The 24,489-nt window shown below is 60.8% G+C and carries 22 protein-coding genes and 1 pseudogene; 3 read left to right on the plus strand and 20 right to left on the minus strand.

Translation table 11 applies throughout. The features are described from left to right. Positions 1–9 precede the first annotated feature (9 nt). The 18 genes and pseudogenes from AC2FNZ_RS11975 to AC2FNZ_RS12060 form a co-directional block, all read right to left on the minus strand. Positions 10–2,175 (minus strand): calcium-binding protein, encoded by a 2,166-nt coding sequence (locus tag AC2FNZ_RS11975; protein WP_496840787.1) that lies wholly within the window; start codon positions 2,173–2,175, stop codon positions 10–12. A gap of 244 nt (positions 2,176–2,419) precedes the next feature. Beyond that, on the minus strand, positions 2,420–2,833 hold the full coding sequence (locus AC2FNZ_RS11980; protein ID WP_254920190.1) for a helix-turn-helix domain-containing protein: 414 nt from the start codon (positions 2,831–2,833) through the stop codon (positions 2,420–2,422). Then, positions 2,833–3,003: a hypothetical protein gene (locus AC2FNZ_RS11985; protein ID WP_176432479.1), complete on the minus strand. Its 171-nt coding sequence runs from the start codon at positions 3,001–3,003 to the stop codon at positions 2,833–2,835. The genes AC2FNZ_RS11980 and AC2FNZ_RS11985 overlap by 1 nt, the downstream gene beginning before the upstream one ends. 97 nt (positions 3,004–3,100) lie before the next feature. After that, entirely contained in the window at positions 3,101–3,385 is a 285-nt protein-coding gene (locus AC2FNZ_RS11990; RefSeq protein WP_496840788.1) for a hypothetical protein, read from the minus strand. Between the two features lie 377 nt (positions 3,386–3,762). Continuing rightward, on the minus strand, positions 3,763–4,479 hold the full coding sequence (locus AC2FNZ_RS11995; protein WP_496840789.1) for a hypothetical protein: 717 nt from the start codon (positions 4,477–4,479) through the stop codon (positions 3,763–3,765). Between the two features lie 35 nt (positions 4,480–4,514). Next, positions 4,515–5,682, minus strand: a pseudogene (locus AC2FNZ_RS12000) (tyrosine-type recombinase/integrase). A 215-nt stretch (positions 5,683–5,897) separates the two neighbouring features. After that, positions 5,898–6,878 (minus strand): hypothetical protein, encoded by a 981-nt coding sequence (locus AC2FNZ_RS12005; RefSeq protein ID WP_496840790.1) that lies wholly within the window; start codon positions 6,876–6,878, stop codon positions 5,898–5,900. Between the two features lie 91 nt (positions 6,879–6,969). Beyond that, positions 6,970–7,422 (minus strand): SRPBCC family protein, encoded by a 453-nt coding sequence (locus AC2FNZ_RS12010; RefSeq protein WP_093963846.1) that lies wholly within the window; start codon positions 7,420–7,422, stop codon positions 6,970–6,972. 106 nt (positions 7,423–7,528) lie between these two features. Further along, a complete protein-coding gene (locus tag AC2FNZ_RS12015; RefSeq protein ID WP_496840791.1) occupies positions 7,529–8,341 on the minus strand; it encodes an XdhC family protein in 813 nt (270 codons plus the stop codon). Between the two features lie 12 nt (positions 8,342–8,353). Further along, positions 8,354–9,544, minus strand: a complete 1,191-nt coding sequence (locus tag AC2FNZ_RS12020; protein WP_496840799.1) for a vWA domain-containing protein — start codon at positions 9,542–9,544, stop codon at positions 8,354–8,356. Next, on the minus strand, positions 9,544–10,344 hold the full coding sequence (locus AC2FNZ_RS12025; protein ID WP_254434022.1) for an AAA family ATPase: 801 nt from the start codon (positions 10,342–10,344) through the stop codon (positions 9,544–9,546). Before AC2FNZ_RS12025 ends, AC2FNZ_RS12020 begins: the two co-directional genes overlap by 1 nt. 168 nt (positions 10,345–10,512) lie before the next feature. Beyond that, on the minus strand, positions 10,513–12,930 hold the full coding sequence (locus AC2FNZ_RS12030; protein WP_496840792.1) for an aerobic carbon-monoxide dehydrogenase large subunit: 2,418 nt from the start codon (positions 12,928–12,930) through the stop codon (positions 10,513–10,515). Next, entirely contained in the window at positions 12,927–13,421 is a 495-nt protein-coding gene (locus AC2FNZ_RS12035; RefSeq protein WP_093963851.1) for a (2Fe-2S)-binding protein, read from the minus strand. Before AC2FNZ_RS12035 ends, AC2FNZ_RS12030 begins: the two co-directional genes overlap by 4 nt. A 14-nt stretch (positions 13,422–13,435) precedes the next feature. After that, a complete protein-coding gene (locus AC2FNZ_RS12040; RefSeq protein ID WP_093964359.1) occupies positions 13,436–14,269 on the minus strand; it encodes an FAD binding domain-containing protein in 834 nt (277 codons plus the stop codon). A 133-nt stretch (positions 14,270–14,402) separates the two neighbouring features. Next, positions 14,403–15,473, minus strand: a complete 1,071-nt coding sequence (locus tag AC2FNZ_RS12045; RefSeq protein WP_496840800.1) for an MHYT domain-containing protein — start codon at positions 15,471–15,473, stop codon at positions 14,403–14,405. Between the two features lie 141 nt (positions 15,474–15,614). Next, positions 15,615–17,153, minus strand: coding sequence for a tripartite tricarboxylate transporter permease (locus tag AC2FNZ_RS12050; protein WP_093963852.1), 1,539 nt, complete (start codon positions 17,151–17,153; stop codon positions 15,615–15,617). A 9-nt stretch (positions 17,154–17,162) separates the two neighbouring features. Then, the gene (locus AC2FNZ_RS12055; RefSeq protein ID WP_496840793.1) at positions 17,163–17,594 is read right to left on the minus strand and encodes a tripartite tricarboxylate transporter TctB family protein; all 432 of its coding nucleotides are present in this window, start codon (positions 17,592–17,594) and stop codon (positions 17,163–17,165) included. Between the two features lie 78 nt (positions 17,595–17,672). Next, positions 17,673–18,641, minus strand: a complete 969-nt coding sequence (locus AC2FNZ_RS12060) for a Bug family tripartite tricarboxylate transporter substrate binding protein (protein ID WP_170361035.1) — start codon at positions 18,639–18,641, stop codon at positions 17,673–17,675. 157 nt (positions 18,642–18,798) lie between these two features. On the opposite strand from AC2FNZ_RS12060, the gene AC2FNZ_RS12065 reads away from it, so the two are divergent. From AC2FNZ_RS12065 to AC2FNZ_RS12075, 3 genes are read left to right on the plus strand one after another with little or no spacing between them, the layout of a single operon-like run. Next, on the plus strand, positions 18,799–19,470 hold the full coding sequence (locus tag AC2FNZ_RS12065; RefSeq protein ID WP_093963855.1) for a response regulator transcription factor: 672 nt from the start codon (positions 18,799–18,801) through the stop codon (positions 19,468–19,470). Beyond that, positions 19,463–20,860, plus strand: coding sequence for a sensor histidine kinase (locus AC2FNZ_RS12070; RefSeq protein WP_496840794.1), 1,398 nt, complete (start codon positions 19,463–19,465; stop codon positions 20,858–20,860). Before AC2FNZ_RS12065 ends, AC2FNZ_RS12070 begins: the two co-directional genes overlap by 8 nt. Continuing rightward, positions 20,857–21,897: an ABC transporter substrate-binding protein gene (locus AC2FNZ_RS12075; RefSeq protein WP_496840795.1), complete on the plus strand. Its 1,041-nt coding sequence runs from the start codon at positions 20,857–20,859 to the stop codon at positions 21,895–21,897. The genes AC2FNZ_RS12070 and AC2FNZ_RS12075 overlap by 4 nt, the downstream gene beginning before the upstream one ends. On the opposite strand, the gene AC2FNZ_RS12080 is transcribed toward AC2FNZ_RS12075, so the two are convergent. Both AC2FNZ_RS12080 and AC2FNZ_RS12085 read right to left on the minus strand, forming a co-directional pair. Continuing rightward, positions 21,894–23,402: a heme biosynthesis protein HemY gene (locus AC2FNZ_RS12080; RefSeq protein WP_496840796.1), complete on the minus strand. Its 1,509-nt coding sequence runs from the start codon at positions 23,400–23,402 to the stop codon at positions 21,894–21,896. The genes AC2FNZ_RS12075 and AC2FNZ_RS12080 overlap by 4 nt on opposite strands. Before the next feature lie 10 nt (positions 23,403–23,412). After that, on the minus strand, positions 23,413–24,489 hold a 1,077-nt coding region (locus AC2FNZ_RS12085; protein WP_496840797.1), incomplete at its 5' end, for a COG4223 family protein.

Below are 24,489 nucleotides of genomic sequence, written 5' to 3' on the forward strand. Positions count from 1 at the left end.
GGGAAATACTCAAACAAAATCGAAAGTATTCCCGAGAAGAATGGAAGTCATATCCAATTCAAATGTATTATCGTGCACTTGAACGGTGCTACTAGTTTCGTAGGTGACATTGTTTCTATCCACGCCGGAGAAGTCTTGACCCGCCCTGATAAACAGCCATTCGAAATCCTTGTCTTCTGGAGGCGCAACGGCCAGATTCAGAATCTGTAGTGCATCATTAGCAGTAATTGCGCCATCTCTGTCGATATCAGCGGCAAAATAGAACTCAAGATCTGGCTCGCCCCATGTCGGGTCTAGGCCGACCGCAACACGCAGAACTTCCAGGGCATCTCGCGCGTCAATTCTGTTGCTATCCGTCTTGTAGGAAAGGCTAATTTCCAGATCAATACTCTCGTTCTGATCGGTCGGCTGCAATTCAAATCTTCCATCCTTGTCAGCTTGAATTGTATATTGATCTCCGTTCTCCCGCGTAACGTCGATGGTAGCATAGCTCAAACCAGGATTCTCCGAGCTAGGGGATATGGTAAAATCCCCTTTCACCCCAGGAAGGCTGGTGCCAACATTTGACAGCGGTTGAATCACTATTTCAGCGACTTCGTAAGGGTCAAACTCCAGCTGGACATCGGACAAGTATTCGAAAAAGTATTGCGTTACTTCAACCACAACATCAACTTCGGTTGCAAAGTAGTAATCGTCGAGGCTCGTGGCGGTCTCGGGCGTCTTCCCTGGTTTCAGCAAGATAGTCGAAGGATCGGGGATATATGTGCGGTAGGTCCCATCTCCGTTGTCTCCGATGTAAAATCGATCGAAAAGCCCGTTTTCAAGAATATTGCTAAACTTTTCCTCAATGGCCAACTTCTCAGCTTCATCAATTTTTCTCAGGGCGTTACGGGAGCCGGTGACAAAGGTACCGTCCTCCAAGAAGGCGGCGCGGTCACTCAACCCATCAGCAGATCCTTCAAGGATTCCCATCTTCCTAACTGAGATGTGAGCAGGGTAATTGACCAAGCCCGATAGGTCGAAGTTAGCTTGTACGTCAAAATCGTTGGTGCGTGTAGAAACGTAAAGTACGGTTTTATCATCCCCAGAAAAAGCATTCACCTCGACAGGTCGATTTTCGGCAGGAAGCCCTTCCAGACCCATCAAGCACAAACCTCTTCCATCCTCCCCGACAAGGCTTTCGCGCATCCAAATGAAGGCTTGACCCGCCGGAGAAGGATGAATGGGATTCTCTTCCATTATTCCTCCGGCCAGTGAGTTGTAGTTCTTGTTTCTTACCGACCAAACGTCTGCCGCATCGACCCCCGCTATCAGCATATTCTCGAACTGCTCCAAGACGACCGATGCCGCTTTCAGGCCCTGCTGATCGAACCGGCTATTTTGCACGTTCCACTCAGTTATGTTGTAGTCGAGTTCTTGCACAAAATACTCGTTCCACATCTCCGCTCTAGGCCCAATCTGCCGAAGCTCATGGTATCCATGGGAGAATGTATTGTCGTCGCCGTGGTCGTTATTGTAGTAGTAGTGCGATACGATGCCATCCAACGCCTCACTTGCAACCGTTGCCTGAAGGCCGTCCGATAGATCGTTATTCGCGTCAAAATGCTGAATTATCTCTTTGTTCTTCTCGTCCATTGTGCTGGACCCCACATGCCAAGGGGGTGCCGTCTGAACCAAGAACTTCGGATCAACTTGAACGCCGACGTGAGTTTCGTTGAACTCGTCGATGGCATGTTTGAGATATGTCACGGCCTTGGACGCATCTTCACCGTAGCTGTCCGCGCTTTGGAAAGACCAGTATTCGTTTCCTACTTCAAAAGAGGTGAGAAGATGACTGTTGGGACCCAGTGCGTCATATACCGCTCTCACAAACTCGTTCATTTGCGGTTGCGTCGCGAGAGATTCCCCGACCGGGATGCTTAGTGAAAAAGGCCTCTCATGTTTCACAGCCCAGTCCAAGAATTCGGCCAGCTTTGAGTTAAGCCCACCATTCACCATTTGGGTGATGTTTTCTTGCTGCGCCTGACCAGCCGGATAACGCAGATGCGTAACACCCAGCATATCAAATGCTGCATCAATCTTTGGAAACATCTCGCGGAAGTTTGCGCCAAAGTGTGCTTCATTGACAGAGTTGGAGGTCTCGCCGGGCGTCAATTGGTAGGTATATGTGGGCATATTTCACACCAGGATTTCAACGAGTATCCCAGCATTGCGGCGACTGTACCCTCTGGTCAAAACTATTGTGCGTCTAGTTTTTTTATAACGAAAATAAATATTTATCGGTTTTCGCGTGTCGCGTTAATGTATCGGATACGAATGAATTGGCTGCACACATGGTAGCGGGGTTCCAAAAGTGTTTTTACTGTTGCTGTCGGCTGAAATTGCATGAGGCCTGGGAAATGAATCGGGGTCATATCGACTATCGTTCCGACCTAGACTTCTTGTATCTTGGATTTGCCCGCCAAGACATGAACTGCTTCGTTGCAGGTTTGCCGTTGCGAGTTGGCAGTTCATCCAAAGCCCAGACAGACGCTTTGCCGATGCCAGACGGGCCGAGGTGCGGGGGTTGGGTCATCGTGATAAAGCCGCGCTCCTGAAGCTCCCGAAACCACGGGCCAACCGTGTTGCGATGGACGTTCAATGCCGCTGCCGCGTTACGATGGCTTAGATAGATATCGCCGTTGTTCGATCCGTTGTAGCGGCGTTTGATTTCGATGTAGAGCGCTCTTGGCCCAGGTGGCAGGGTTGCCCACGCTTCGGACGCTTGCAGCCATTCAGGAAGCTGGACATGCCGCCCAGCCCCCCTTTTGTATCGCTTGTAGGGCTTCGCCATCACTTGCGCCCTTTCTGTACCAGCAGGGCCAGCCAGACGCGCACTGCTACAACCTGATCGGAGCAACCGCCTAGGGATATCCAAGCGGCTTCTGTGGCAGCTCCTGCGCTCTTGCGGGCCATGATTTGCCATGTCTTGCCTTTACGGGTCAGCTTGAAATTATCCGACATCACCGTGCCTCCCCGTAGGCAAGAGCTGCTACCAAACGTGCTTGGGCTTCAGACAGACCGAAACGGCGGCGAAGGTGAATGATGCGCAACCGGTCCATCATGCGGCCTCTCCATTGCCGAGACTGCGCGCGGATCTGGGAAAGCGCAGGGCCGTCCTGTCAAAGCCCGGTTTCATCGAGTAGTAGGCGACGTTCTCCGGCCCCCGGTATTCGGCTTGGATCGGCCAGTCATATTCGGACTTCAGGCTGTGGACGATTGCGCCCAGCCGCCAACCGCGCACTTCGCGGATTTCGGTTTTGTGTGAGATTGTGCGCCCGTCTAGAAGTGCCTTGCACGTCCAGAAAACTTGGCTCCGATTTGAAAACCATTGATTATTGCTCATGGCCTTTGCTCCTTTTCACAGTTGAGCAAACAAGGCGCTGGGCGTATGGTGCAGACGTTCCCGCAAAGAACATTCCCGCCCCACGCCCAGACGCCAAGTCTGGGTGGGGTGGGTCTTATTGCCCATGTGCCGCGATTGCGGCGTCGATCTCGGCTTCGGCCCAATACAGGCGCGAACCGATTTTCACGGGCTTGGGCAAGCGGCCCAATTCCACGTCACGTTAGATGGTGGTGCGGCCTCGGCCACCGAGTTTTTCTTGTAGGTCGCGGAAGGTGAGATAGCGCATATTGGCTCCATAGTTACCTGTGGAGCCAATATGCTGCGTTTTTCGCCTTTGGTCATGTTGACTAAGGGTGTGACTTTTTCGTTGTTTTTTTTCAACGTGTTCCGTGGATTTTAGTCAAGATTTCGCGCAAGCCTCTTGTAGGGGAAGGAGTACTTATCAGTACGGCTTGGTCACCGTTCTCAAAACGCAGAAACGTTTCGACCTCGTCTCGTAGATTCTTTTTCTTTGGATGCACACAAAAGTCCTTTAGTTGGGTGTAGGTTACTCTTTCACCACAATTTTTCATTGCCTCGGCCACAGCATCGCAGGCACTGCCCCCGTCCGTGGCATCGTTCCGGGTCAAAGGTAGTCCGTGTAAAACTGCCGCTGTCACCAGCATCTGATAGGTCACAACGCTCTTATCAAAATCGGAACGTCGTTCGCGATGTGCTGGGGTCGGTCGTTTTATCTCGCCATCCAGAACTCGTGTGCTGAAAAAGCGTAGCGCCAAGGGTAGAGGTGCGCCATTGATGATATTTGCCGTGCAGATGTGAATGCAGTAGTCAAAAAGGATGGGTCGTCTTTGCGCATATACGACAAAGGCCTCTGCTTCCGGTTCTGGAATATCGTATACGATGCAATTTCTATCTTGTAGGCAAATTTCGGTCATCGAAATCTTGAAAACCTTTTCCGCCATAACTCTATCAAATGTATTGAAGAACGATCCTCTTTGGAAATCGATATCAAGTGATTTTGAGTAGTACTCTGTAAGCTCTTGAACGATTTCTGAGCAGTCTTTCAGGTCGTATTCTTTAAAATAGTCGGTCATCAGCTTTGGTCGCCCAGAGTTTTTCCTACCATAATTCACTTCCGAGATGCGGCAAATACAGCCCACTGTTGTAACAAGTGCCTGCGTCCCTCAAGAAAATCAGTCCGCCGATAGCTTCGCTCCACAGCGCCGCCAACGGTATGACCCAGCGCCGTCTCTGCCACATCGTGTGGGGTATTGGTCGCCTCGGCAACCCAATCGCGGAAGCTGGACCGAAACCCGTGCGGACGCTCCACCAAGCCGCGCCGCTCCATAAGCTTGCTCATGGTCATGTCGGATATCACGCCCTTTCGGACGCCCGGAAACAGATAGCCGTCTCTCGCAAACGGAGTGGCCTCAGCAATCACTCTTTGGGCTTCTTGCGACAAACGGCACCCGGAAATCACTTGTCGCGCCCTTACGGCCTTTCATGGCCTCTGCGGGGATTGTCCAGATATCGCCGTCGATCTGGTCCAGGTGTAGGTGGCGCAAGGGATAGCTGCGTACAGCCGTCAATATCAGAAGGCGCAGCGCCAGTTCAGCGGTCGTGCCGCCATCCAAGGATTGATAGAACGCAGGCACATCCTGCCACGGCATGGCCGGGATGTTGGTCGCCTTGTGCCGCTGCTTGCCCAATAGGGCTTTGGCCTTTTCCGTCGCCTGTAGATCCACATCCAGGCCCAGCGCCGCCGCATGGCGCATACAGATGGACAGACGGTTCATGGCTTTGCGCGCCGTATCGGCCTTGGTGTGCCAGATCGGAGCAAGGGTGTCGCGTATGTCGCGCTGGTCAATCTGCGATACAGGCATTTTGCCCAGCTTCGGCAAGACGTGCAGTTCCAAGGGGCTGAACCACCGCCCAGCCTTCCCGTCGCCTTTCAGCTCGGCCTTGCGGCTTTCAAAGGCGTCCTTGGCGATATCCGCCAGAATGTTCAAGTTGCGTTCCGCTTCACGGCCCTGGCGTTCCCGCTCCTTGATGGCGTCTTTGCCATCCCGAACCACCGCCTGCCATTTCTCGGCTTCTTGCCGCGCCGCTTTCAACGAAACCGCCGGGAAGCTGCCAAGCCCCATTTCATGCCGCCGCCCGAACAGGGTGTAGCGTAGAAACCATTGCGCGCCGCCATCGTGCCGCTTGTGAAACCATAGACCGCCACCGTCCGAATACTTGCCTGGGGCTTTGGCCTTGAGTTCGGCGCTAGAAAGCTTGTGCTTGGGCCGTGCCATTTCCTGTCCACCTCTCTATCCACCCCTAGATATGGGGTATGGTGGTACAAAATGGAATAGATTGAAACAGTCGGACTTATATTTTTCAGTAGCTTAATGAAAATAAAATATCGTTTGGTATGCCTTGAAACAGCTATTGGATGCCTCTCCTGGGCACCATATCCCCGAACAGATATGACGACCGCGCAAACCATCCTCGAACGGGTGGTCGGCTCTCATTCCGTCTTCTGCAATTCCTCCATCTCGCGGCGACGGATCTTTGCTTGAGACCGCACCCGCTTGGTGAATTGCTGGGGAAGGTCCGGTCCGCGCAGCGCCGCGTAGGCCTTGCTGGTCGGGTCGCCGATCAGCTCGGCGTATTTGACCCATGTGCAGAAGGCAAAGACATCGCGCAGGCTGACATGCTCACGGGTGTTGCTGTCCCGGGCTTGTGCCGGAAGCTTGATCGACCTGAAATAGGCCTTTTCGATAGCAGGCCATTGCGGATCGGGAACGAACTCGGGCGCGTCATCGGTTTCCGGAAATTTGAATGCCGGATACTTCTGCCCGTATTCCGAACATCCGTGCGAGATCTTGCTGCTGATTCCTTCAATCCCATGCTTGGCCTGAAGATCGCGGAACGCCTGCAGGCAGGCGCGCACGTCATCAACGGTGTCGCAATAGATATAGGCCTTGTACGGGAATTTGATCCCGTCGCGCAGCTCGATCATGCATTTGCGGGCATTGTCATTGGGTAGATCCAGCTTAAGCAGCAGGGCATAGGTCTGGAACATTGCACGCAGGTCATGCGGCAAAATCTGCACCTTGTAGCAGTCATTGCATAGCGCCGGGATGGCGCCGGTCTCTTTGAAGAAGTCCAGAAAAACGCCGCAATAGGCGTTCTGCCCGCGTACCTTGAGGACGCGCCCGGAAAAGACCTGCCCGATCGGCACCGCTTGCGAAACGCCGCGGCTTCGCAATGCGGCCAGCCATGCGCGGTACTGTTCGACCATGTGCTCGGGCTCAAAAAGATCCGCCTGCCAATCGGCGCCCAGCGAGGTAACGATGTCCGCTTGCGCGGCAGAAAAACGCCCAGCCGAACCCGGAGCCTTGGGCGCATGTTCCAGCCGTGTGACCAGCTGACGAATCGACTTGAGGTCACCGGGCTTCATCACCAGCCAATTCTCAAGTTCGGCAATTTTCGAGGTGGGGGGCACCACTGTCTCCTGCTGCATCAGCGCCAAACGCTATGCAGGTGCATACCCCGCTCACGCAATTCGTCAACTGGAACGGCGCCGGGCGTCTGCCTCAGGCAGCGGTTTGCGCGGCAACGACCTCGCCGAACCGGGTGAAGAACTTGCCCGAGAGTTTCTTGGCCGTCCCGGCAATCAGACGACTGCCCAACTGGGCGATCTTGCCCCCGACATCAACCTTGGCGGTATAGGTCAGAACGGTCTCGTCACCATCCTCGGTCAGCGTTACGTCCGCACCACCCTTGGCAAAGCCTGCGGCTCCGCCCTTGCCCTCGCCCACCAGCGAAAACCCGTCGGGGGCGTTGGTCTGGTCCAGTGTCACCTCGCCAGCGAACCGCGCCTTCACCGGACCGATTTTCAGCACCACCTTGGCCTCAAGCTCGTTGGGGGCGGTCTGGGTCAGCTCTTCGCAACCGGGGATGCATTCACGCAGAACCTCGGGATCGTTCAGCGCGCGATAAACCGCGTCCCGGGGGGCCGCAATGCGAATTTCGTCAGTCAGTTCCATTGGGTATTCCTCTGCTCAGCAACATCTGGGAAAGACGCGCAGCGCCTGTTCCGCGGCATCCTCGGGGGTTTGGGCGGGTCGGGGCGGCCATAGCCGCGCAACCCAGCTACGCAAGTTTTTCATCATGAGTTGTCTCCTCGGCGGTGTCCGCATTTCGCCAGCGCACGATCTCGGCCAGAATCGACAAGGCGATTTCGTGCGGATCAATAGCCCCGATATCCAGCCCGGCAGGCGACTTCAGGCGCGCAACCTTCTCGGTGTCCATACCCTGCAATACCAACCTGTCCGTCAGAACCTTCGCCTTGCGCTGGCTGGCCACCATCGACACCCGCCTTGCCGGCGTACCGAGCGCCGAGGCCAACGCTGCCCGGTCGTTCTGGCCTTGCGAGGCGACGACCACAAAATCGCGGGGCTCAACCCCCAACGCATCCACGCCGTCTGGGTCGAAACATGATTGCGCAGCCGCGTCGCTGGTCTCAAACGAAGCGAATACGCGCAACCCGGCCAGTGCGGCATGTGCCGCAAGGGCTTGGGCTATCGGGGTGTCGCCAAAGATCACCAGGCGCGGCGCGTGTTGATAGGGTTCGACCAGCAGGTCGACCGTACCGCCGGATGGGCAGCCACTCTTGAAGGTCTGAACGCCATCCGGATCGGTCATTGCCACCACCTTGTCCGAGGGTTTCACGCGGATCATCCGCGACGCACCGCTGGCCAGCGCTTCCTGTGCCGAGGCGCGCACCGCCCGCTGGACACAGGCTCCACCCAGATGGCCAAGGATCCTCCCGTCCCGGGTGATCGCCGCCTTGGCGCCCGCCTTGGCCGAGGTCGCATCTGCCGTCCGCACCACCGTTGCGACGCAGAACGCTTCGCCGCTGCTGCGCAACTGGTCAATCGTGTCGAAAATGTCGAAACCAGGCATGGTCGGTTCCTCTCACAACTTTTGAAACTCGGGCTCCAACGCGGACAGCGCGTCGAGCGTATTTGCCGGAAGGTGCGCATCCAGATGGGGCAAGGCGGCCTGCATGGCGGCGGCGACGGGCTGATAGTTCTCCCAACCTTTCAGAGGGTTCAGCCAGACGATCCGGCGCGCCTTGCGTCGGATCCTCGCCAAAGCCGCACCCAGCGCCTGCGGGTCAGAGCTGCAATAGCCATCCGAAAGGATCAGCACGATGGTGCGCCCATTCAGCGCTCGCGCGCCGTATCCGTCCAGAAATCTTTCGAGACTGCCGGAGATGTCCGTGCCGCCACCAAAACCTTCGGCCATCAGCGACAACCGCCCAGCGGCGCGCAGTGTGTCGTGGTCCCGCAACGCATCGGTGACCCGCATCAACCGCGTGTGAAACAGATAGGCATCCGCATCCGTTCCGCTGGCCACAAGGCCCTTGAGAAAGGCCAGAAATACACGCGAATAGACGGTCATGGACCCGCTGACATCGCACAGCGCGACGATCCGCATCGGGCGTGGCGGTCGGGCACGGCGAAACAGCTCCAAAGGCTCGCCCCCGCGCGCAAGGCTCGCCCGCTGAATGCGACGCATGTCCAGCGCCGGACCCCGCCGGGCCTGTTTGCGCCTGCGCGAACGTCGATCCCGGATCGCCCGCGCCAGGGCGAGCGCCGCGGCTTCGGCCCGGCGCAGAGACTGCTCATCCATCAACTCGCGCAGATCCCGGCGTGACAGGTTGTCGGTCCGGGTTGCGATCAGCTTGCCGTCCGTTCCTTCGGCCTGTCCATCCCCGGAATCCGGGGTGCTGGCATCCTGCGCATCGGGGGAAGCGTCCGCGGAATCTCCGCGATCTTCGGGCTGCCAGATCATCGGCTTGGCCGACTGGACCCTGACATGGGTGTTCTGTGCCACGCCGCTCCGCTGCTTGCCCGCGTTGAACCAATAGGCATCGAACAAATCGTCAAAGCGCCGCCAAGCCTCGGCATCCCCGGACATCACGGCACACAAGGCATTCCGCGCCTGCCCGACATCGGTGGCCTCGACCGAGGTCAGTGCGGCCAGCGCATCTCCGGTCTCCCGCGGTCCGACCCGCAAACCGTTCCCGCGCAGATGCGCAACGAATCCCGCCATCCGATCGGCCAATCCATGCGCCCGCGATGGAAACCGTGTCACCTGCATCACGCGACCTTTCCGATCAGGCGATCCATCACCTCGGGTGGAACGGCATCGTAATCCGCGGCGGTCTTCAGCAGACAAACCAGTGTGGCCTGTACGGCCTCGGGTGATTGGGACAGATCGTTGACGCCAAGACCCGAGAGGGCCGCGGCCCAATCCAGCATTTCGGCAATGCCGGGTGTCTTTTCCAGATCTTCCTTGCGCAGGTTCTGAACCACTCCGATGATCTGGCGCGCCAACAGCCCTTCGACTTCGGGCATCCGTGCCCGCAGGATGGCCATTTCGGTCTCGCCAGACGGATAGTTCAAAAAGCTGTACAGACACCGCCGCCGCAGCGCATCCGAAAGATCGCGCGTGCCGTTTGCAGTTAGAATGACGATGGGTCGCGTTTTGGCGGAAATCGTGCCCAGTTCCGGGATCGTGATCTGAAAGTCCGACAGGATTTCAAGCAGATAGGCCTCAAATTCTTCATCCGCCCGGTCAATCTCATCGATCAGAAGAACGGGCGGATCATCGGCGCTGATCGCCTCCAACAACGGCCGCTTCAGCAGATAGTCATCGGAAAACAGCTGGGCCTCGCTGGTTCCGCCACGCGCCTCGGAGGCTCGGATGGCCAGCAGCTGCCGCTGGTAGTTCCACTCATAGATCGCGTGGCTGGCGTCCAGCCCTTCGTAACACTGCAAGCGGATCAAACGGGCGTCGCGCCACGCCGCCAGCGCCTTGGCCACTTCGGTCTTGCCGACACCGGCCGGACCCTCCAGCAGCAGAGGTCGTCCCAGAGTCTGGGCCAAATGCAACGCCATCGCCAATCGGTCGTCGGCAACATAGCCCTGCTGGGCCAAACCGTTCTGAACGTCACTCAGTGTCACACCAGGGTCCAATCTTCGTTTGACCAAAATATCCCGAGGGGGTCGGAGGGGGTCAGCACTCCCTCCGTTCGGTCGGACCGGGCCCAGCCGGTCCGAAACCGATTACCCGTGCATCCCCAAGCCGTTGGCGATCTTCCAGATCCGCCAATGGTCATGCGGCATGTGGCTCTGAACCAGGCCAAACGGCCGGAACGCATCGTGCACCGCATTCGAGAACGCCGGCACGCCGCCCACATTCGGGCTTTCGCCGACACCCTTTGCGCCGATCGGATGATGCGGCGAGGGGGTCACCGTGTGATCCGTCGTATAGTTGGGCGTTTCCCACGCGGTCGGCAGGAAGAAGTCCATCAGCGTGCCGGTCTTGACGTTGCCCATCTCATCATAGGCAATCTCTTGACCCATCGCGATGGCCAGCGCCTCGGTCACACCGCCATGAACCTGACCTTCGATGATCATCGGATTGATCCGGGTTCCGCAATCGTCCAGCGCATAGAACTGCCGGACTTCCCATTCACCGGTATCCACATCGATCTCCATGACACAGATATAGGCGCCGAACGGATAGGTCATGTTGGGCGGGTCATAGTAGCTGACGGCTTCCAGACCCGGCTCCAACCCCGGGATGGCCTGGTTGTAGGCGGCAAAGGCGATCTCTTTCATCGTCTTGAACCGCTCGGGCGCGCCTTTGACCGCGAACCGGTCCACGTCCCATTCGACATCGTCGTCGTGAACCTCAAGCAGATAGGCCGCGATCATCTGCGCCTTGGCGCGGATCTTGCGTGCAGCCATGGCTGTTGCAGCCCCCGCAACCGGCGTGGACCGAGAGCCATAGGTGCCCAAGCCATAGGGCGCAGTGTCGGTGTCCCCTTCCTCCAGCGTGATGTCGTCGGCTGGAAGACCGATCTCGCTGGCGATGATCTGGGCAAAGGTCGTGGCGTGACCCTGACCCTGAGAGATCGTGCCCAACCGCGCGATGGCTGACCCGGTCGGGTGGATGCGGATTTCGCAGCTGTCGAACATCCCCAAACCCAGAATATCGCAGTTCTTCACAGGCCCTGCCCCGACGATTTCGGTGAAATGCGTCAGACCAATCCCCAGAAGCTTGCGCGTCTTGCCGGCTTTGAAATCCTCGATCCGCTGGGCCTGCTCGGCGCGCAGGCCGTCGTAGTCGACCGCTTTCAGCGCCTTGTCCCAGGCGGTGTGGTAATCGCCCGAGTCATATTCCCATCCCAGCGCCGACTGATAGGGGAACTGATCGGCCTTGATGAAGTTGATCCGGCGCAGCTCGGCCGCGTCCATGTTCAACTTGATGGCCAGGACCTCTATCATCCGCTCGATGAAATAGGCGGCTTCGGTCACGCGGAAGGAACAGCGATAGGCCACGCCACCCGGCGCCTTGTTGGTATAGACGCCGTCCACGGCCAGATAGGCGGTCGGGATGTCGTAAGACCCGGTGCAGATGTTCATGAACCCGGCCGGGAACTTGGTCGGGTCGGCGCAGGCGTCGAACCCCCCGTGGTCCGCGGTTGTATGACACCACAGGCCCGTGATCTTGCCGTCTTTGGTGGCGGCGATTTTGCCCTGCATCCAGTAGTCGCGGGCAAAGGCGGTGGACATCAGGTTTTCCATCCGGTTCTCGACCCATTTCACCGGCTTGCCAGTGACGATCGAGGCCACGACCGAACAGACATAGCCTGCATATGCGCCCACCTTGTTGCCGAAGCCGCCGCCGATATCGGGGCTGATGACCCGGATGTTGTGCTCGGCGAGGCCCGAAATCAGGGACACGACAGTGCGGATCGCATGCGGCGCCTGGAAGGTGCCGTACAGCGTCAGCTTGCCGGTCACCTTGTCCATGCTGGCCACGCAGCCGCAGGTCTCAAGCGGACAGGGGTGGGTGCGGTGGTAGTAGACCATTTCCTCGGCCACCACATAGGCTTCGGCCAGAACCGCTTCGGTCGCGTCCTTGTCGCCCTGTTCCCAGGTGAAGATGTGGTTGTGATGCTTGCGCGGCCCGTGGGCGCCTTCTGTCTGACCCTCGAGATCCTCACGCAGCACTACGTCGGACTTCAGCGCCTCGAACGGGTCGGTCAGAACCGGCAGTTCCTCGTATTCGACTTCGACCAGTTCGACAGCATCCGCGGCGACATAGCGGTCTTCGGCAACCACATAGGCCACCTCCTGGCCCTGGAACAGGACCTTTCCATCGGCCAGCACCATCTGCTTGTCGCCAGCAAGCGTGGGCATCCAGTGCAGACCCAGCGGCGCCAAGTCCTCGGCCGTCAGAACGGCCACGACACCTGGCACGGCCAGAGCGGCCTCTTTGTTGACGCTGACAACCCGGGCATGGGCATAGGGTGAACGGACAAAGGCGCCGAACAGCATTCCGTCCAGCTTGATGTCATCGACGTAGTTTCCCTTGCCTTGGGTAAAGCGCACGTCCTCGACGCGTTTGCGCGAGCTGCCCATCCCCTTGAGGTTGGCGGCGCGTTCTTCGGGGGTCATGGTCTGGTCGTTCATTCCGCGGCCTCCTTCTGCGCGTTCAGCATGTCAGCCGAGGCCGAGATCGCCTTGACGATGTTCTGGTACCCGGTGCAGCGGCAGAGATTGCCGGCCATGCCAAAGCGGATTTCTTCTTCGGTCGGGTTGGGGTTTTCCTGCAGCAGGCGATGCGCACGGGTGATCATGCCCGGCGTGCAGAAGCCGCACTGAAGCCCGTGATGCTCGCGGAACATTTCCTGCAACACGCCAAGGCTGCCATCGTCATTGGTCAGCCCTTCAACGGTGGTGATATCGGCCCCGTTCACCTGCGCCACGAAGGTCGTGCAGGATTTGACGGATTTGCCATCGATATCCACGGTACAGGCTCCGCAATGGCTGGTTTCGCAACCGATATGCGGGCCGGTGATTTTCAGATCCTCCCGCAGGAAGTGGATCAGCAACGTACGCGGCTCGGCCAGGCCCTCGACCTGCTTGCCGTTCACGGTGAGTTTGACATGCATCTTCGACATCTGTGTTCCTCCCCTCAGCCCGCGCGGCTCTGCGCACGGTCGATGGCGCGGCGCAGCATCACGGCGGCCACGTGTTTCTTGAATTCGACGGGGCCGCGGTTGTCGGCCACCGGGTCGATCGCCTCGAGCATCGCGGCCACGCAGCCGTCGACATCGCCCGAAGCCAGTGCCGCGCTGGCCGCGTCAGACCAGACGGGCGTGTCGGACAGGTTTGTCATCGCCACCGATGCCTGACCGTTGCCGACCATCACTGCGGCGGCCGCGGTTGCGTAATCGCCGATCTTGCGTTTCTGCTTTTCATAGGCCTGCCCGACACCGGGGCCGGGAACAGGGATGGAAATCCGTGTCAGGATCTCCTCGTCCTCGCGGGCGGTAAAATAGGCCGCCTCGTAGAAATCACGGGCCGGGACGCTGCGGCTGCCGTCAGGGCCGGACAGTTCGAACGACGCGTTCAGGCACTGCATCAGACCCGGCATGTCATTGCCCGGATCCCCGTTGGCCACGTTCCCGCCGACCGTTCCCATGTAACGCACCTGCGGATCCGCGATCTGCAGCGCCGCCTCGCGGATCAGCGGGATCGCGTCGGCCAGACCGTCGTGGGTGATCAATTCGTGCTGCGTGACCATCGCGCCCAAGGTCACGGTATCAGACCCGACTTCGATGCCTTTGAGTTCCTCGATGGCCTGCAGGTCGACCAGATGGCCCATCTCGGCCATGCGCAGTTTCATCATCGGGATCAGACTGTGCCCGCCTGCGATCACGCGCGCTTCATCCCCGTGTTCCTGCAGAATGCCGATGGCCGAAGCGACGTCGCCTGGCCGGTGATACTCGAAACCGGCTGGTATCATGTTTTCCTCCCTTGGCCCGTTCACGTCGGGGCCTTGGGAATAAGGAAAGTCCTGAGGGCGTGCGCAGGCTATCGCTCAGGAACGGGGGGCGCGGGTTGTTTCACGAAATGCGAATGGGCTGCACGAGTTGCGATCAGAGGCCCAGCGCCTCGCGGATGTCCGTCAGGCGGGATCGGCTGACCGGCACCTTGCTGAGCGCATCGACCTGGTCGAAATAACAGGTGCCGTTGTCCTTGTGCCGCTCAAACCGGGAAACGTGTCTGGGGTTCACGAGGTAACTTCGGTGGGCCCGCAAAAAGCCGTCTGGTTTCAGGCGGGTTTCGGCCTCGGTGATCGACCATGGGCAGAACAGTTTCTCGGCGCCCATGTACAAAACGGTGTAGTGCCCCTCGGCCCGAATGGCGGCGATGCGCGCCGGTTCGGTGAAAAAGGTCTGGCCCTCGCGCTCAAACGGGACGCCGGCGCGCAGAGCCGGCTGCGGCGCTTCGGCCGCTGGCTCGGGCCCGATAAAGGTAATCCCGGTCAGCAGGAATGCCCCGCAAATCAGGAACACCGCAACGGTCACGCCCATCGCAAGAATCTGGTTGTTCAAAGCCGGGCCCGCGCCACCTGCATTGTCACTGGCGGTAAAATCGGTCAGGCCCGTGGCGACGAAGTGCATGGTGAACACAGCCAGGCCGAAACAGACGGTGCCCAGCAGGATATTGCGCTGGGTGCGATTGTCGTAGGCAACCCAGATCGCCAGCACTGACAGCACCACCGAAGCCACGGTCGCGATCGCAACGTCTGATGCGGTGTAGACGGGGCGGCACAGCTCCATCCCGGCCATGCCGATATAGTGCATCACCACGATACCAAGACCCACGATCACACCCGCGCCGACAATCGTGCCCGGGCTACGCGCGCGGAAGTGCAACAGCAGCAACGCCAGCCCGACCATCAGAATGGCGACCAGGGCCGAGATCAGGGTGATCAACGCGTCATAATAAAAAAGGATCGGCAGTTGCAGGCCCAGCATGGCCACGAAATGCATCGACCAGATGCCCCCGCCCAAAATGACTGCGGCCAAGGCGACAACGAACTTCCGCTTCTGGTCATCCAGCTTTGAGGCGCCATGCGTCAGATACAGGCCCGTGAACCCGGCCATGAGTGCAACGGCCAACGAGGCCGCCACGAGCCAAGCGTTATGCGAGTAATCCAGCATTTCGGTTTGCACGCCCTCCCCGACGCGAGAGTGACGTTAGCAAAGCGACGTGTCTGGGACAATCGGCAGGCGGACCCTGCGGGTCACGGGCTGGCAAAAGATCCGCCGCCCGACCATTTCGGCGGGCGGCGGGCAGGCAGATCAATCGCTGATCGCGCCTTCTTCGTCACGACGCTGGTGCATCTTGGCCTTGACCCGGGCGCCCACGATCAGGGGCAGGACAAAGCCGATGATCGCGATTGTCCACAACCCGATGGACAGCGGGCTGTCGATCAGCGTCCACCAGTTGCCATTGTCGATGGTCACGGCGCGACGCAGGTTGTTCTCCATCGCGTTGCCCAGCAGGGTACCCAGAATGATCGGCACCAGCGGCACGTCCAGCTTGCGCAGGACCCAGCCCATCACGCCGAACCCGATCATCACCAGTAGGTCAAAGCTGGACCCGGAAATGCCGTAGATGCCGACAAAGCTGACCATGGCCACGATCGGCATCAGGATGCGCGACGGGATCATCAGCACGCGGGTGAACAGGCCCACCATGGGGATGTTCATGGCCAGCAGCATGAAGTTGGCGATGAACAGCGCCGCGATCAGGCCCCAGACCACATCCGGGTTCTGCGTGAACAGCAGCGGCCCGGGCGTGATGTTCAGCGCCAGCAGCACCGCCAGCAGCACCGCCGTGGTACCGGATCCCGGAACGCCCAGCGCCAGCATCGGTACCAATGCGCCTCCGGCGGCGGCGTTGTTGCCAGCCTCGGGCGCGGCCACGCCGCGCGGATCACCGGTGCCAAAGGTGTTTTTCTTGTCCACCAGCCGCTTTTCCATCGAGTACGAAATGAACGACCCCAGTGATGCCCCGGCCCCGGGAAGAACCCCGGCGATGAAGCCCAGGAACGAGGTGCGCAGCATCGTCGGCGTGCAGCTCTTGATCATCGACATCGGAGGGTAGAGCTTGCCGATTTTCAGCTTGCTGCCCTCGGCGTCAGACCCGCCATGCCGGTGTTCGAGGAAAATGAACACCTCGGACAGGGCAAACAGGCCGACGATGGCCACCAGGAAATCGATCCCGTCGTACAGATGCACTTCGCCATAGGTAAAGCGCGGCACGCCCGTTTGGGTATCGACGCCGATGGTCGCCAGCCCAAGCCCCAGCGCGGCGGCAAAAGCCGATTTGGCCTGGTTGGTCGACGACACACCGCCCAGCGTCATGAACGCTAGCGCGAAAAGGGCAAAATATTCGGCCGGGCCGAACAGCAATGCCACTTTGACCAGCTGAGGCGCCAGCAGGATCAGGCCCCAGGTCGCCAGGAACGCGCCGACGAACGAGGCGATACCGGACAGCGAAAGAGCCTCACCCGCCAGGCCTTTCTTGGCCATGGGATGCCCATCCAGACAGGTCATCATCGCAGGCTCGTCGCCGGGGATGTTCAGCAGGATCGACGAGATCCGCCCCCCGTACATCGCCCCGTAATAGACACTGGTCAGCAGGATCAGCGACGGTGTCGCGCCCAGCCCCAACGTGAAGGCCAGCGGGATCAGGATGGCCACGCCGTTCGACGGGCCCAGCCCCGGCAGCGCGCCCATGACCGTGCCCAGAAAGCAGCCCAACAGGGCCAGCATCAGGTTCTGCCAAGTCAGCGCGATGGCGAACCCATCGGCCAAGGATGCAAAAGTTTCCATGATCGCCCCCTAGAAACCCAGCGGCCCTTTGGCCAGCGACAGGCCCAGAACCAGATGGAAAATGACGTAGATGCCAACCGAGGTGCCCACGCCGACCAGAACGCTTTCGACCGGGCCGGACCCCAATCGCCAGGCCAGGTAGGCCGCGGCAAAGGCCGTTGCGATGACGAAGCCCAGCTCGGGCAGCAATTCGGCATACAGGATCATGACCACCACCGCGGCGGCGATCTCGACCAGACGGCCAAGGGCCGGCCATTCCGGCTCGGCGTCCGGGCGCAGGGCGATCACCGCGCTGGACACGCCCAGAATGGCGGCGATGATCAAAGGAAAGGCCTTGGGCCCAACGGCATCGGACAGAAAGCTTTCTTCGATCGCCAGCGCGGATATCGCGAAACCAATGGCAAGAAGAAGTCCGACAACCCCGAAGATGCGGTCACTCATCGGTGTCTCCTGTTGTTCGGGTAGAAAAAGTGCGGGCGCCACGCTGTCGCGGCACCCGCCTGCACGTGAGTGGTGCGGTTACTTGATGATCCCGATCTCTTTCGAGATGGTCTGGATCTGACCGACGGACTCGGCAACGAAGTTCTGGAAGTCCTCGCCCTGCAGGTCCAGCGGAGCCAGACCGTTGGCGGCCATCACTTCCTTCCACTCGTCCGACGCATACAGGTCACCGATTTTTGCGACCCAGTCGTTGTAGGCCTCGTCCGACATGCCGCCGGGGGCATAGAAGCCGCGCCAGTTGGCGCCGATGGCGTCGACACCCTGTTCCTTGGCGGTCGGGAAATCGGCGAATTCGCCGGGCAGACGCTCGGGCGCCAGAACCGCGATCACCTTGATGTCGCCGGAATCCACGAAACCCTTGGCCTCGGAAATGTCGCCGGTAAAGGCCTGGACCGAGCCGGCCAGCAGCTGGGTCACCGCCTCGCCGCCGCCGTCAAAGGCGATGTACTTGACCGAGCGGACATCGTCGATGCCATAGGCGTTGGCCGCGATCAGCACCTTCAGGTGGTCCCAGCCGCCCACGGCCGAACCGCCGGCAACCGAGACCGAAGCCGGGTCGGCTTTGATCTGGTCCAGCAGCTCGGGCAGGGTGTTGACCGGGCTGTCGGCAGCCACGGCGATCACTCCATAGTCGGCGCCGATCGCGGCCAGCCAACGGACCTGATCCATAGTGTTGCCCGGATAGGCGCCCTGGGCCAGACGGGTTGCAGTTGCGGCACTTGCGGCGACAATCAGGTTGTTGTCGTCATTGCGCTTGTTCACCACCTCGGCAAAGGCCACGCCACCGCCGCCACCGGCCAGGTTCACGACCTGCATGGTCTGGTCGATCAGGCCCAGATCCTGCAGCGACTTGCCCACCTGACGGCAGGTAAAGTCCCAACCACCACCGGGGTTGGCCGGTGCAATGCATTCCTGAGCGCTGGCGGCAAAGCCGGTCAGGGCGAATACGGCAGCGGCTACGACGCCGCCGGTTCCAAACAGTTTCATTTGGTTCTCCTCCTAGGGTCTTCTTGGCCTGCTGTTACGCAGACGAAACCGGTCCCTGCAGGGAGCCGGGCGCGCAGCCCTTCCTTGCAGGTTGTTTTTCTTTAACGAATAATGCTGTCACGAACCTGTCATGTTGCGACGGGCGTTCGGGGGGATAATGCGTGTATTGATGATCGAAGATGCCGAGGATCTGGCCGAGGGCGTCGTGGCCCATCTGGGCCGGTCCGGTGTGGTGTGCGATCTGGCGACCTCGGTCGAGGCCGCGCGCGATTTCCGCGCGGTCCAAGGCTATGACGCGATACTGCTGGACATCAACCTGCCCGACGGGTCGGGCCTGGGCTTTCTGGATGAAATCCGTGGCGGGGGTGACCGCATTCCAGTCTTGATGCTGACCGCGCTGACCGCGGTCGAGGACCGGGTCGCCGCGCTGGACAAAGGGGCCGACGATTACCTGGGCAAACCCTTCGACCAGCGCGAGCTCGAGGCGCGGTTGCGCGCGCTGGTGCGCCGAGATGCCGACCGCAAGAGCGAGCAGATCACGCTGGGCCCGCTGGTCTATGCCCCCAAGGACCGCAGCGCCACGCTGGGCGGCAAACGCCTGAACCTGACCGCGCGCGAGGCCGCCGTGCTGGACGCCCTGATCCGGCACGAGGGGCAGTTCCTGTCCAAGGCGCGGCTGTACGACTCGCTTTACGGGTTCGAGGATGCCGATGTGGGTGTGAACGCGATCGAGCTGTATATCGCCCGGCTGCGCAAAAAATTCTCGGGCAGCGGCGTGGCCATCACAACCCAGCGCGGGGTCGGGTACCGGATCGGCCTGCATGGTTAAGCCAACCCTGCCCCACAGCCTGACCGCCCGGGTGCTGAGCGCGGTGATGCTGATCCTTATTCTGGGCGGCGTGCTGGTCGGCCTGTCGATCTGGGCCAACGGGCGGCTGGCGGCCCGTCAGGCCTATGACCGGCTGCTGCTGGGCGCCGCCAGCGACATCGCCGAATCCGTGCGCATCCAGGACGGCCAGCCCATCGTCGACCTGCCGGTTTCGGCCTTTGAGCTTCTGGCCCAGGCCCCGGATGACCGGATCTATTACGCGGTGCGCGGGCCCGACGGGCGCTTTATCACCGGGCTGGACCCGGACACTGTGATCGCGCCCCCGCAGCCCTTCAGCCAGTCGGCCCAGTATTTCGCGGCAGACCTGAACGGGGAACCAGCCCGGTTCGTCCGTGTGCCCCGCCTGTTCGCCGAGCGCGACTTTTCCGGCGAAGTCGAAATCGTGGTCGGCCAGACCTTGTTGGCACGGCGCGCGATGACCGCCGGGCTGATGCTGGATGCCCTGCTGCCGATGGCGGTTGCCGGCGCGTTGCTACTGATCATGTCGTGGTTCGTCACCCGTTCGGCGCTGCGCCCGCTCGAGGCGATGTCGGATGACCTGATCCGCCGTGACCCCTATGACCTGACGCCCGTGGCCAGCGACGGTCTGCCGCGCGAATTGCAGGTCATGATCGCGGCGATGAACCGATTCATGGGGCGGCTGGACAGGCAGGTTCTGTCGATGCGCAACCTGATCGCCGACACCGCGCATCAGTTGCGCACCCCTGTCGCGGCCATCCGGGTGCAGGCCGAAATCGCGCAGGCGGACCCCGACAGCCCCGCCGGGCGCCGCGCGCTGGACCGGCTGCTGAACCGTACGCGGTCGCTCGGGAAACTTCTGGATCAGCTTTTGTCGCGCGCGATGGTCATCCACCGCATCGACAGCGCCCCGCGCCTCCCGGTCGATCTGCGCGAAGTGGCGCTCGAGGCGCTGGAGCAGAGCGACCACGAGGTGATCGCCCCCGGCGTCGAGGTGCATCTGAAAATCGGTGAAAACCCGGTCTGGGTGCAGGGCGATGCGTTTTCGCTGGGCGAGGCCACCAAGAACCTGCTGGGCAACGCGCTGCGCCACGGCAAGGCCCCGATCAGCATCGGCGCCAGCCTGGACGGTGGCCGCGCCGTTCTGTGGGTGCGCGACAGCGGCCCGGGGCCGGAAACGTCGGTCTCTGCCCGGCTGGGCGACCGGTTCAACCGCAACGCAGGGTCGGGCGAGGACAGCAGCGGGCTGGGCCTGTCGATCGTCAAATCCACCGCCGAGGCCTTTGACGGCACCGTCGAGATGACCCGCACAGATGACGGGTTTCGCGTATCGCTGAACTTTCCGGCCGCCACCGAAGGAACAGGCGCATGATACGGTTTCTGATCTCGCTGACCCTGTTTCTGCTGATGCCCGCTTCCCGCAGTGCTGCGCAGGAGGCGGTGACCGAATTCGGCACCGGGCCCGACCCCCTGCTGGTGCGCTCAACGACGGATATCGGAATCATTCGGCCGGTGATGGAGCAGTTCGCGGCGCAAAACCCCGACCTGACCATCACCTATGAACAATGGGGCTCGAACGCGCTGTTCCAGCACAGCAAGACGGCCTGCAAGACCGGCGACAGCCCGGCCGATGCGGTGTTCTCCTCGGCGGTCCAGCAGATGGTTTGGTTGGTGAATGCCGCCTGCGCCCACCGCTACAGCTCGGCCCTGACGCAGGCCCTGCCCCCAGCCCGGCGCTGGCGGGACGAGCTGTGGGGAATCACCACCGAACCCGCCGTCATCGTCTACAACAAGGATCGTCTGGACGATCTGGAGGTGCCGCGCAGCCGCTTTGCCCTGCTGGACGCGATGCGCACCCGCCCCGACCTGCTGCGCGGCCGCGTGGCGACCTACGACATCGCGGCCTCGGGGCTGGGGTATCTGTTTGCCTATGGAGACAGTCTCGAGGCCACCACCTTCGGGTCACTGATCGAAGGTTTCGCGCGCATAGATGCCATCGCCACCTGTTGTTCCGCCGAGATCATTCGCGACGTTGCCGAGGGCCGGTTCCTGATCGCCTATAACGTGCTTGGCTCTTATGTCGCGAATGCCCGGGACCCCGCGGTTGGGGTGATCCTGCCCGAGGACTACACCCTCGTCCTGTCCCGCGCCTTTCTGATCCCGAAGAATGCAGGCAACAGTGCCGCCGCAGCCCGTTTGCTGGATTTCCTGCTCTCTGCCCGGGCGCAGGACTTGCTCGCAACCTCGGGGCTTGTGTCCCGGATAGACTCGGCCGAGACCGGACTGACGCCCAGCGCACGACGGTTCATCCCTCTGTCGCCTGCCCTGCTGGTGGCCAGCGACCCGAACCGACGGGCGGAGTTGTTCAAACTGTGGAACGACGCGTTTGACGTCGAAACCGCCCGCTAGGCGGGTTTTGGTCCGGCGTCTTCGGTCTCAGGCTCTTCGGGGGCCTGATCAGCCATGCTGGCATCGACAATCTCAGGTTCGGGGGTATCCTCGATCTCGGCGTCCTCGGCCATATCCGAGCGGTCTTCCAACGCCCCCACGATCAGAGGAAGCATGTGAACACCTGTCGCCGTGGCGATCTCGGGGGTTTTGGGGGTCTGCCAGCTGAGCGTGTCAAAGCTGTGACAGTTGGGGCAGACCGGCGCCCATTCAGCCTGGATGTCATGGCAGTTGTCGCAGACCCATTGCGGCCCGCGCGGCGCATTCAACGCTTTGGCCAGCCAGCCCTGAACCACCGCGTCCGAGGCCCCTTCGCCGCGCTCGATGGCAGCCATCAGGGTATAGGCTCGGGCATCGGCACCTTTCTCGACCACATCTCCAAGCGCCCGGCGGGCCTCGGGAAAATCTTCGGCGACGATGTTCAGCTCGGCCAGGATCAGGCGGGTTTCCAGATGTTCGGGATGGATGCGCGTCAATGCCGTAAAGCGCTTGACCCGCTCCTCGGCGGTTTCGTCGGGCACGATCTCGGCAAAGGCATGGGCCAGATCCGGATGCGGCTGCGCCTCCCATGCCTTTTTGAGAATCTTTGTCGCAGCGCGCGGCTTGCCCTTGGCGATGTAGGCCCGTGCGGCCATGGCGGCCGCCGGCACCAGGTCGGGTGAGAGGCGGTTCGCCTCGATCGCGCGCTCCTGCTGTTCGACACTGGCGGTTTCATCCAGAATTCCTTTGGCCTCGGACAGGGCCAGAACAGCGTCGCGCCGCTTGAACACATCACGCGGCAGCGCGCCGGACTTCAACTTGGCGGTCAGGGTCGACCGTGCGCCGGCCCAGTCCTGTGCCTTGGTCTGCAGTTTCAGAAGCACATCCTGCGTTTCCTGATGCCGCGGCTTCAGCGCCAGTGCCTTTTCGGCGAGTTTGCGCGCGGTTTCATCGTCGCCCTCGGCCAACTTCTGTTTCATGATTCCGCGCACGCCGACGAACCGTGTGGCCTGATCCGTCACCAGTTTCTTATAGGTTTCCGAGGCCTTCTTGGTGTCACCGACCATTTCCGCTGCCTGGGCCACCAGAAGGTTCGTCAGTTCCGGCTTGTTCAGCAGCCGTTCTGCCTTGTGCGCCATCGTCATGGCCGTCCGCCCCTCGCCCGAGGCCAGTGCCATCAACCCGTCAGCCAGCGCCTGATAGCCCCGTTTCTCGCGGCTGCGGTCGAAATAGCGCGAAAGGGCAGTCTCATCACCGTTGAGGAATTTCAGGGTCGCAATCAGCAGGTTGAGCAGCTTGAAAAACAGCCAAACCGCCAGGACCAGCAGGCCCAGCGCAATCACCGACTGCAGCGGGCTGAGCGTGACCTCGGTTCCCATCGCGGTGATCTGGATGCCACCGCTGGTTTCCATCAGAACGCCTGCCCCCATGGCCAGAAGGCCGACGATCGCGACAAAAACCAGGATCTTCAACAATGACCAGAGCATGGCAGGCCCCTCAGTTCGAGTTCACGCTTGTCACAAGCGCATTGGCGGCTTCGACCGCGGATTGGCGGGATTTGGCAGCCGCGATCCATTCGGCCATAGCTGGCTGCGCCGCTTCCGGAAGCGCGCCCAGCTCGGTCAAAGCCGTGCTGATGTCACCTTTGCCCAACGCAGCCTCCGCTCGTGACAGGATAGCGTCGGGATCATTGCCATCTTTTGGCGAGACGGACCGGGCACCGGTCTGCCGCTGGAGAAAGGCGACAAGGCCCGTTCCCTTGTCGGCTTCGCGCGCATCGGCCAGTGCAGTTCGGGCGGCAGGCGCAAAACTCTCGCGCAGATCCGTCAGTGTTGGCACACCTTCGCCAGCCAGAGCGGACAGGGCTTCTGGCACCTGCACACCGCCGGTCTGCAACTGGGCCACCAGATCGGCATAGGGTGCGCCGGCATCCAATTGACCCTGGATCTTGGACAGCACGGCCAGGTTCTCTGCCGCCTGTGCCCTGGCCTGGGCTTGCGCATCCAGGGTTTGCGCTTCGGCGACCATCTTTTCGACTTCGGCACGCTGGGCGGCCAGTGAGTCCTGCAGCTTTTTCAGCTCGGCCTCGACGGCCGCAACGGTCTCGGGCGAGGCCGCATCGGTCAACGGACGCGCCTCAAGCTGTGCGACGCGTTGCGCTAGGGGGTCAACCTTGCCGGACAGATCGTCGACATTGGATTTGAGCGCGGAAAGGTCACCTTCGATCGGCGTCAGCTTCGCGCTCAGCGCCGCGATTTCAGCGGACGTGTCGGGAACTGCAGACAATTGCTTGCTCAGGTCAGCCAGTTGCTGAGCCTGGTCGGACACCTTGGTCTCAAGCGCCGCAATCGCCTCGGACGGATCGGACCCTGCCGGCCAAAGCAGATCGCTGCGTCCCGCGGCGAACCCCAGCGCCGCCGCGATGACGCCACCAATCAGCGCCGGCATGAACCCGCTTCGCTTGGCCTCAGATTGCTGATCGGTTGCCGTAACCCGATCGGCTTCGGCTTCGGCTTCGGCTTCGGCTTCGGCTTCGGCTTCGGCTTCGGCTTCGGCTTCGGCTTCGGCTTCGGC

It is taken from the genome of Ruegeria sp. SAZA006 (assembly GCF_059613465.1).

Excerpts from the sequence above, each read along its gene's own strand:
- AC2FNZ_RS11975 (WP_496840787.1), bottom strand. The coding sequence starts at position 2,175 with ATGCCCACATATACCTACCAATTGACGCCCGGCGAGACCTCCAACTCT.
- AC2FNZ_RS11980 (WP_254920190.1), bottom strand. The coding sequence starts at position 2,833 with ATGGCGAAGCCCTACAAGCGATACAAAAGGGGGGCTGGGCGGCATGTC.
- AC2FNZ_RS11985 (WP_176432479.1), bottom strand. The coding sequence starts at position 3,003 with ATGTCGGATAATTTCAAGCTGACCCGTAAAGGCAAGACATGGCAAATC.
- AC2FNZ_RS11990 (WP_496840788.1), bottom strand. The coding sequence starts at position 3,385 with ATGAGCAATAATCAATGGTTTTCAAATCGGAGCCAAGTTTTCTGGACG.
- AC2FNZ_RS11995 (WP_496840789.1), bottom strand. The coding sequence starts at position 4,479 with ATGACCGACTATTTTAAAGAATACGACCTGAAAGACTGCTCAGAAATC.
- AC2FNZ_RS12010 (WP_093963846.1), bottom strand. The coding sequence starts at position 7,422 with ATGGAACTGACTGACGAAATTCGCATTGCGGCCCCCCGGGACGCGGTT.
- AC2FNZ_RS12015 (WP_496840791.1), bottom strand. The coding sequence starts at position 8,341 with ATGCCTGGTTTCGACATTTTCGACACGATTGACCAGTTGCGCAGCAGC.
- AC2FNZ_RS12020 (WP_496840799.1), bottom strand. The coding sequence starts at position 9,544 with ATGCAGGTGACACGGTTTCCATCGCGGGCGCATGGATTGGCCGATCGG.
- AC2FNZ_RS12025 (WP_254434022.1), bottom strand. The coding sequence starts at position 10,344 with ATGGCGTTGCATTTGGCCCAGACTCTGGGACGACCTCTGCTGCTGGAG.
- AC2FNZ_RS12030 (WP_496840792.1), bottom strand. The coding sequence starts at position 12,930 with ATGAACGACCAGACCATGACCCCCGAAGAACGCGCCGCCAACCTCAAG.
- AC2FNZ_RS12035 (WP_093963851.1), bottom strand. The coding sequence starts at position 13,421 with ATGTCGAAGATGCATGTCAAACTCACCGTGAACGGCAAGCAGGTCGAG.
- AC2FNZ_RS12040 (WP_093964359.1), bottom strand. The coding sequence starts at position 14,269 with ATGATACCAGCCGGTTTCGAGTATCACCGGCCAGGCGACGTCGCTTCG.
- AC2FNZ_RS12045 (WP_496840800.1), bottom strand. The coding sequence starts at position 15,473 with ATGCTGGATTACTCGCATAACGCTTGGCTCGTGGCGGCCTCGTTGGCC.
- AC2FNZ_RS12050 (WP_093963852.1), bottom strand. The coding sequence starts at position 17,153 with ATGGAAACTTTTGCATCCTTGGCCGATGGGTTCGCCATCGCGCTGACT.
- AC2FNZ_RS12055 (WP_496840793.1), bottom strand. The coding sequence starts at position 17,594 with ATGAGTGACCGCATCTTCGGGGTTGTCGGACTTCTTCTTGCCATTGGT.
- AC2FNZ_RS12060 (WP_170361035.1), bottom strand. The coding sequence starts at position 18,641 with ATGAAACTGTTTGGAACCGGCGGCGTCGTAGCCGCTGCCGTATTCGCC.
- AC2FNZ_RS12065 (WP_093963855.1), top strand. The coding sequence starts at position 18,799 with ATGCGTGTATTGATGATCGAAGATGCCGAGGATCTGGCCGAGGGCGTC.
- AC2FNZ_RS12070 (WP_496840794.1), top strand. The coding sequence starts at position 19,463 with ATGGTTAAGCCAACCCTGCCCCACAGCCTGACCGCCCGGGTGCTGAGC.
- AC2FNZ_RS12075 (WP_496840795.1), top strand. The coding sequence starts at position 20,857 with ATGATACGGTTTCTGATCTCGCTGACCCTGTTTCTGCTGATGCCCGCT.
- AC2FNZ_RS12080 (WP_496840796.1), bottom strand. The coding sequence starts at position 23,402 with ATGCTCTGGTCATTGTTGAAGATCCTGGTTTTTGTCGCGATCGTCGGC.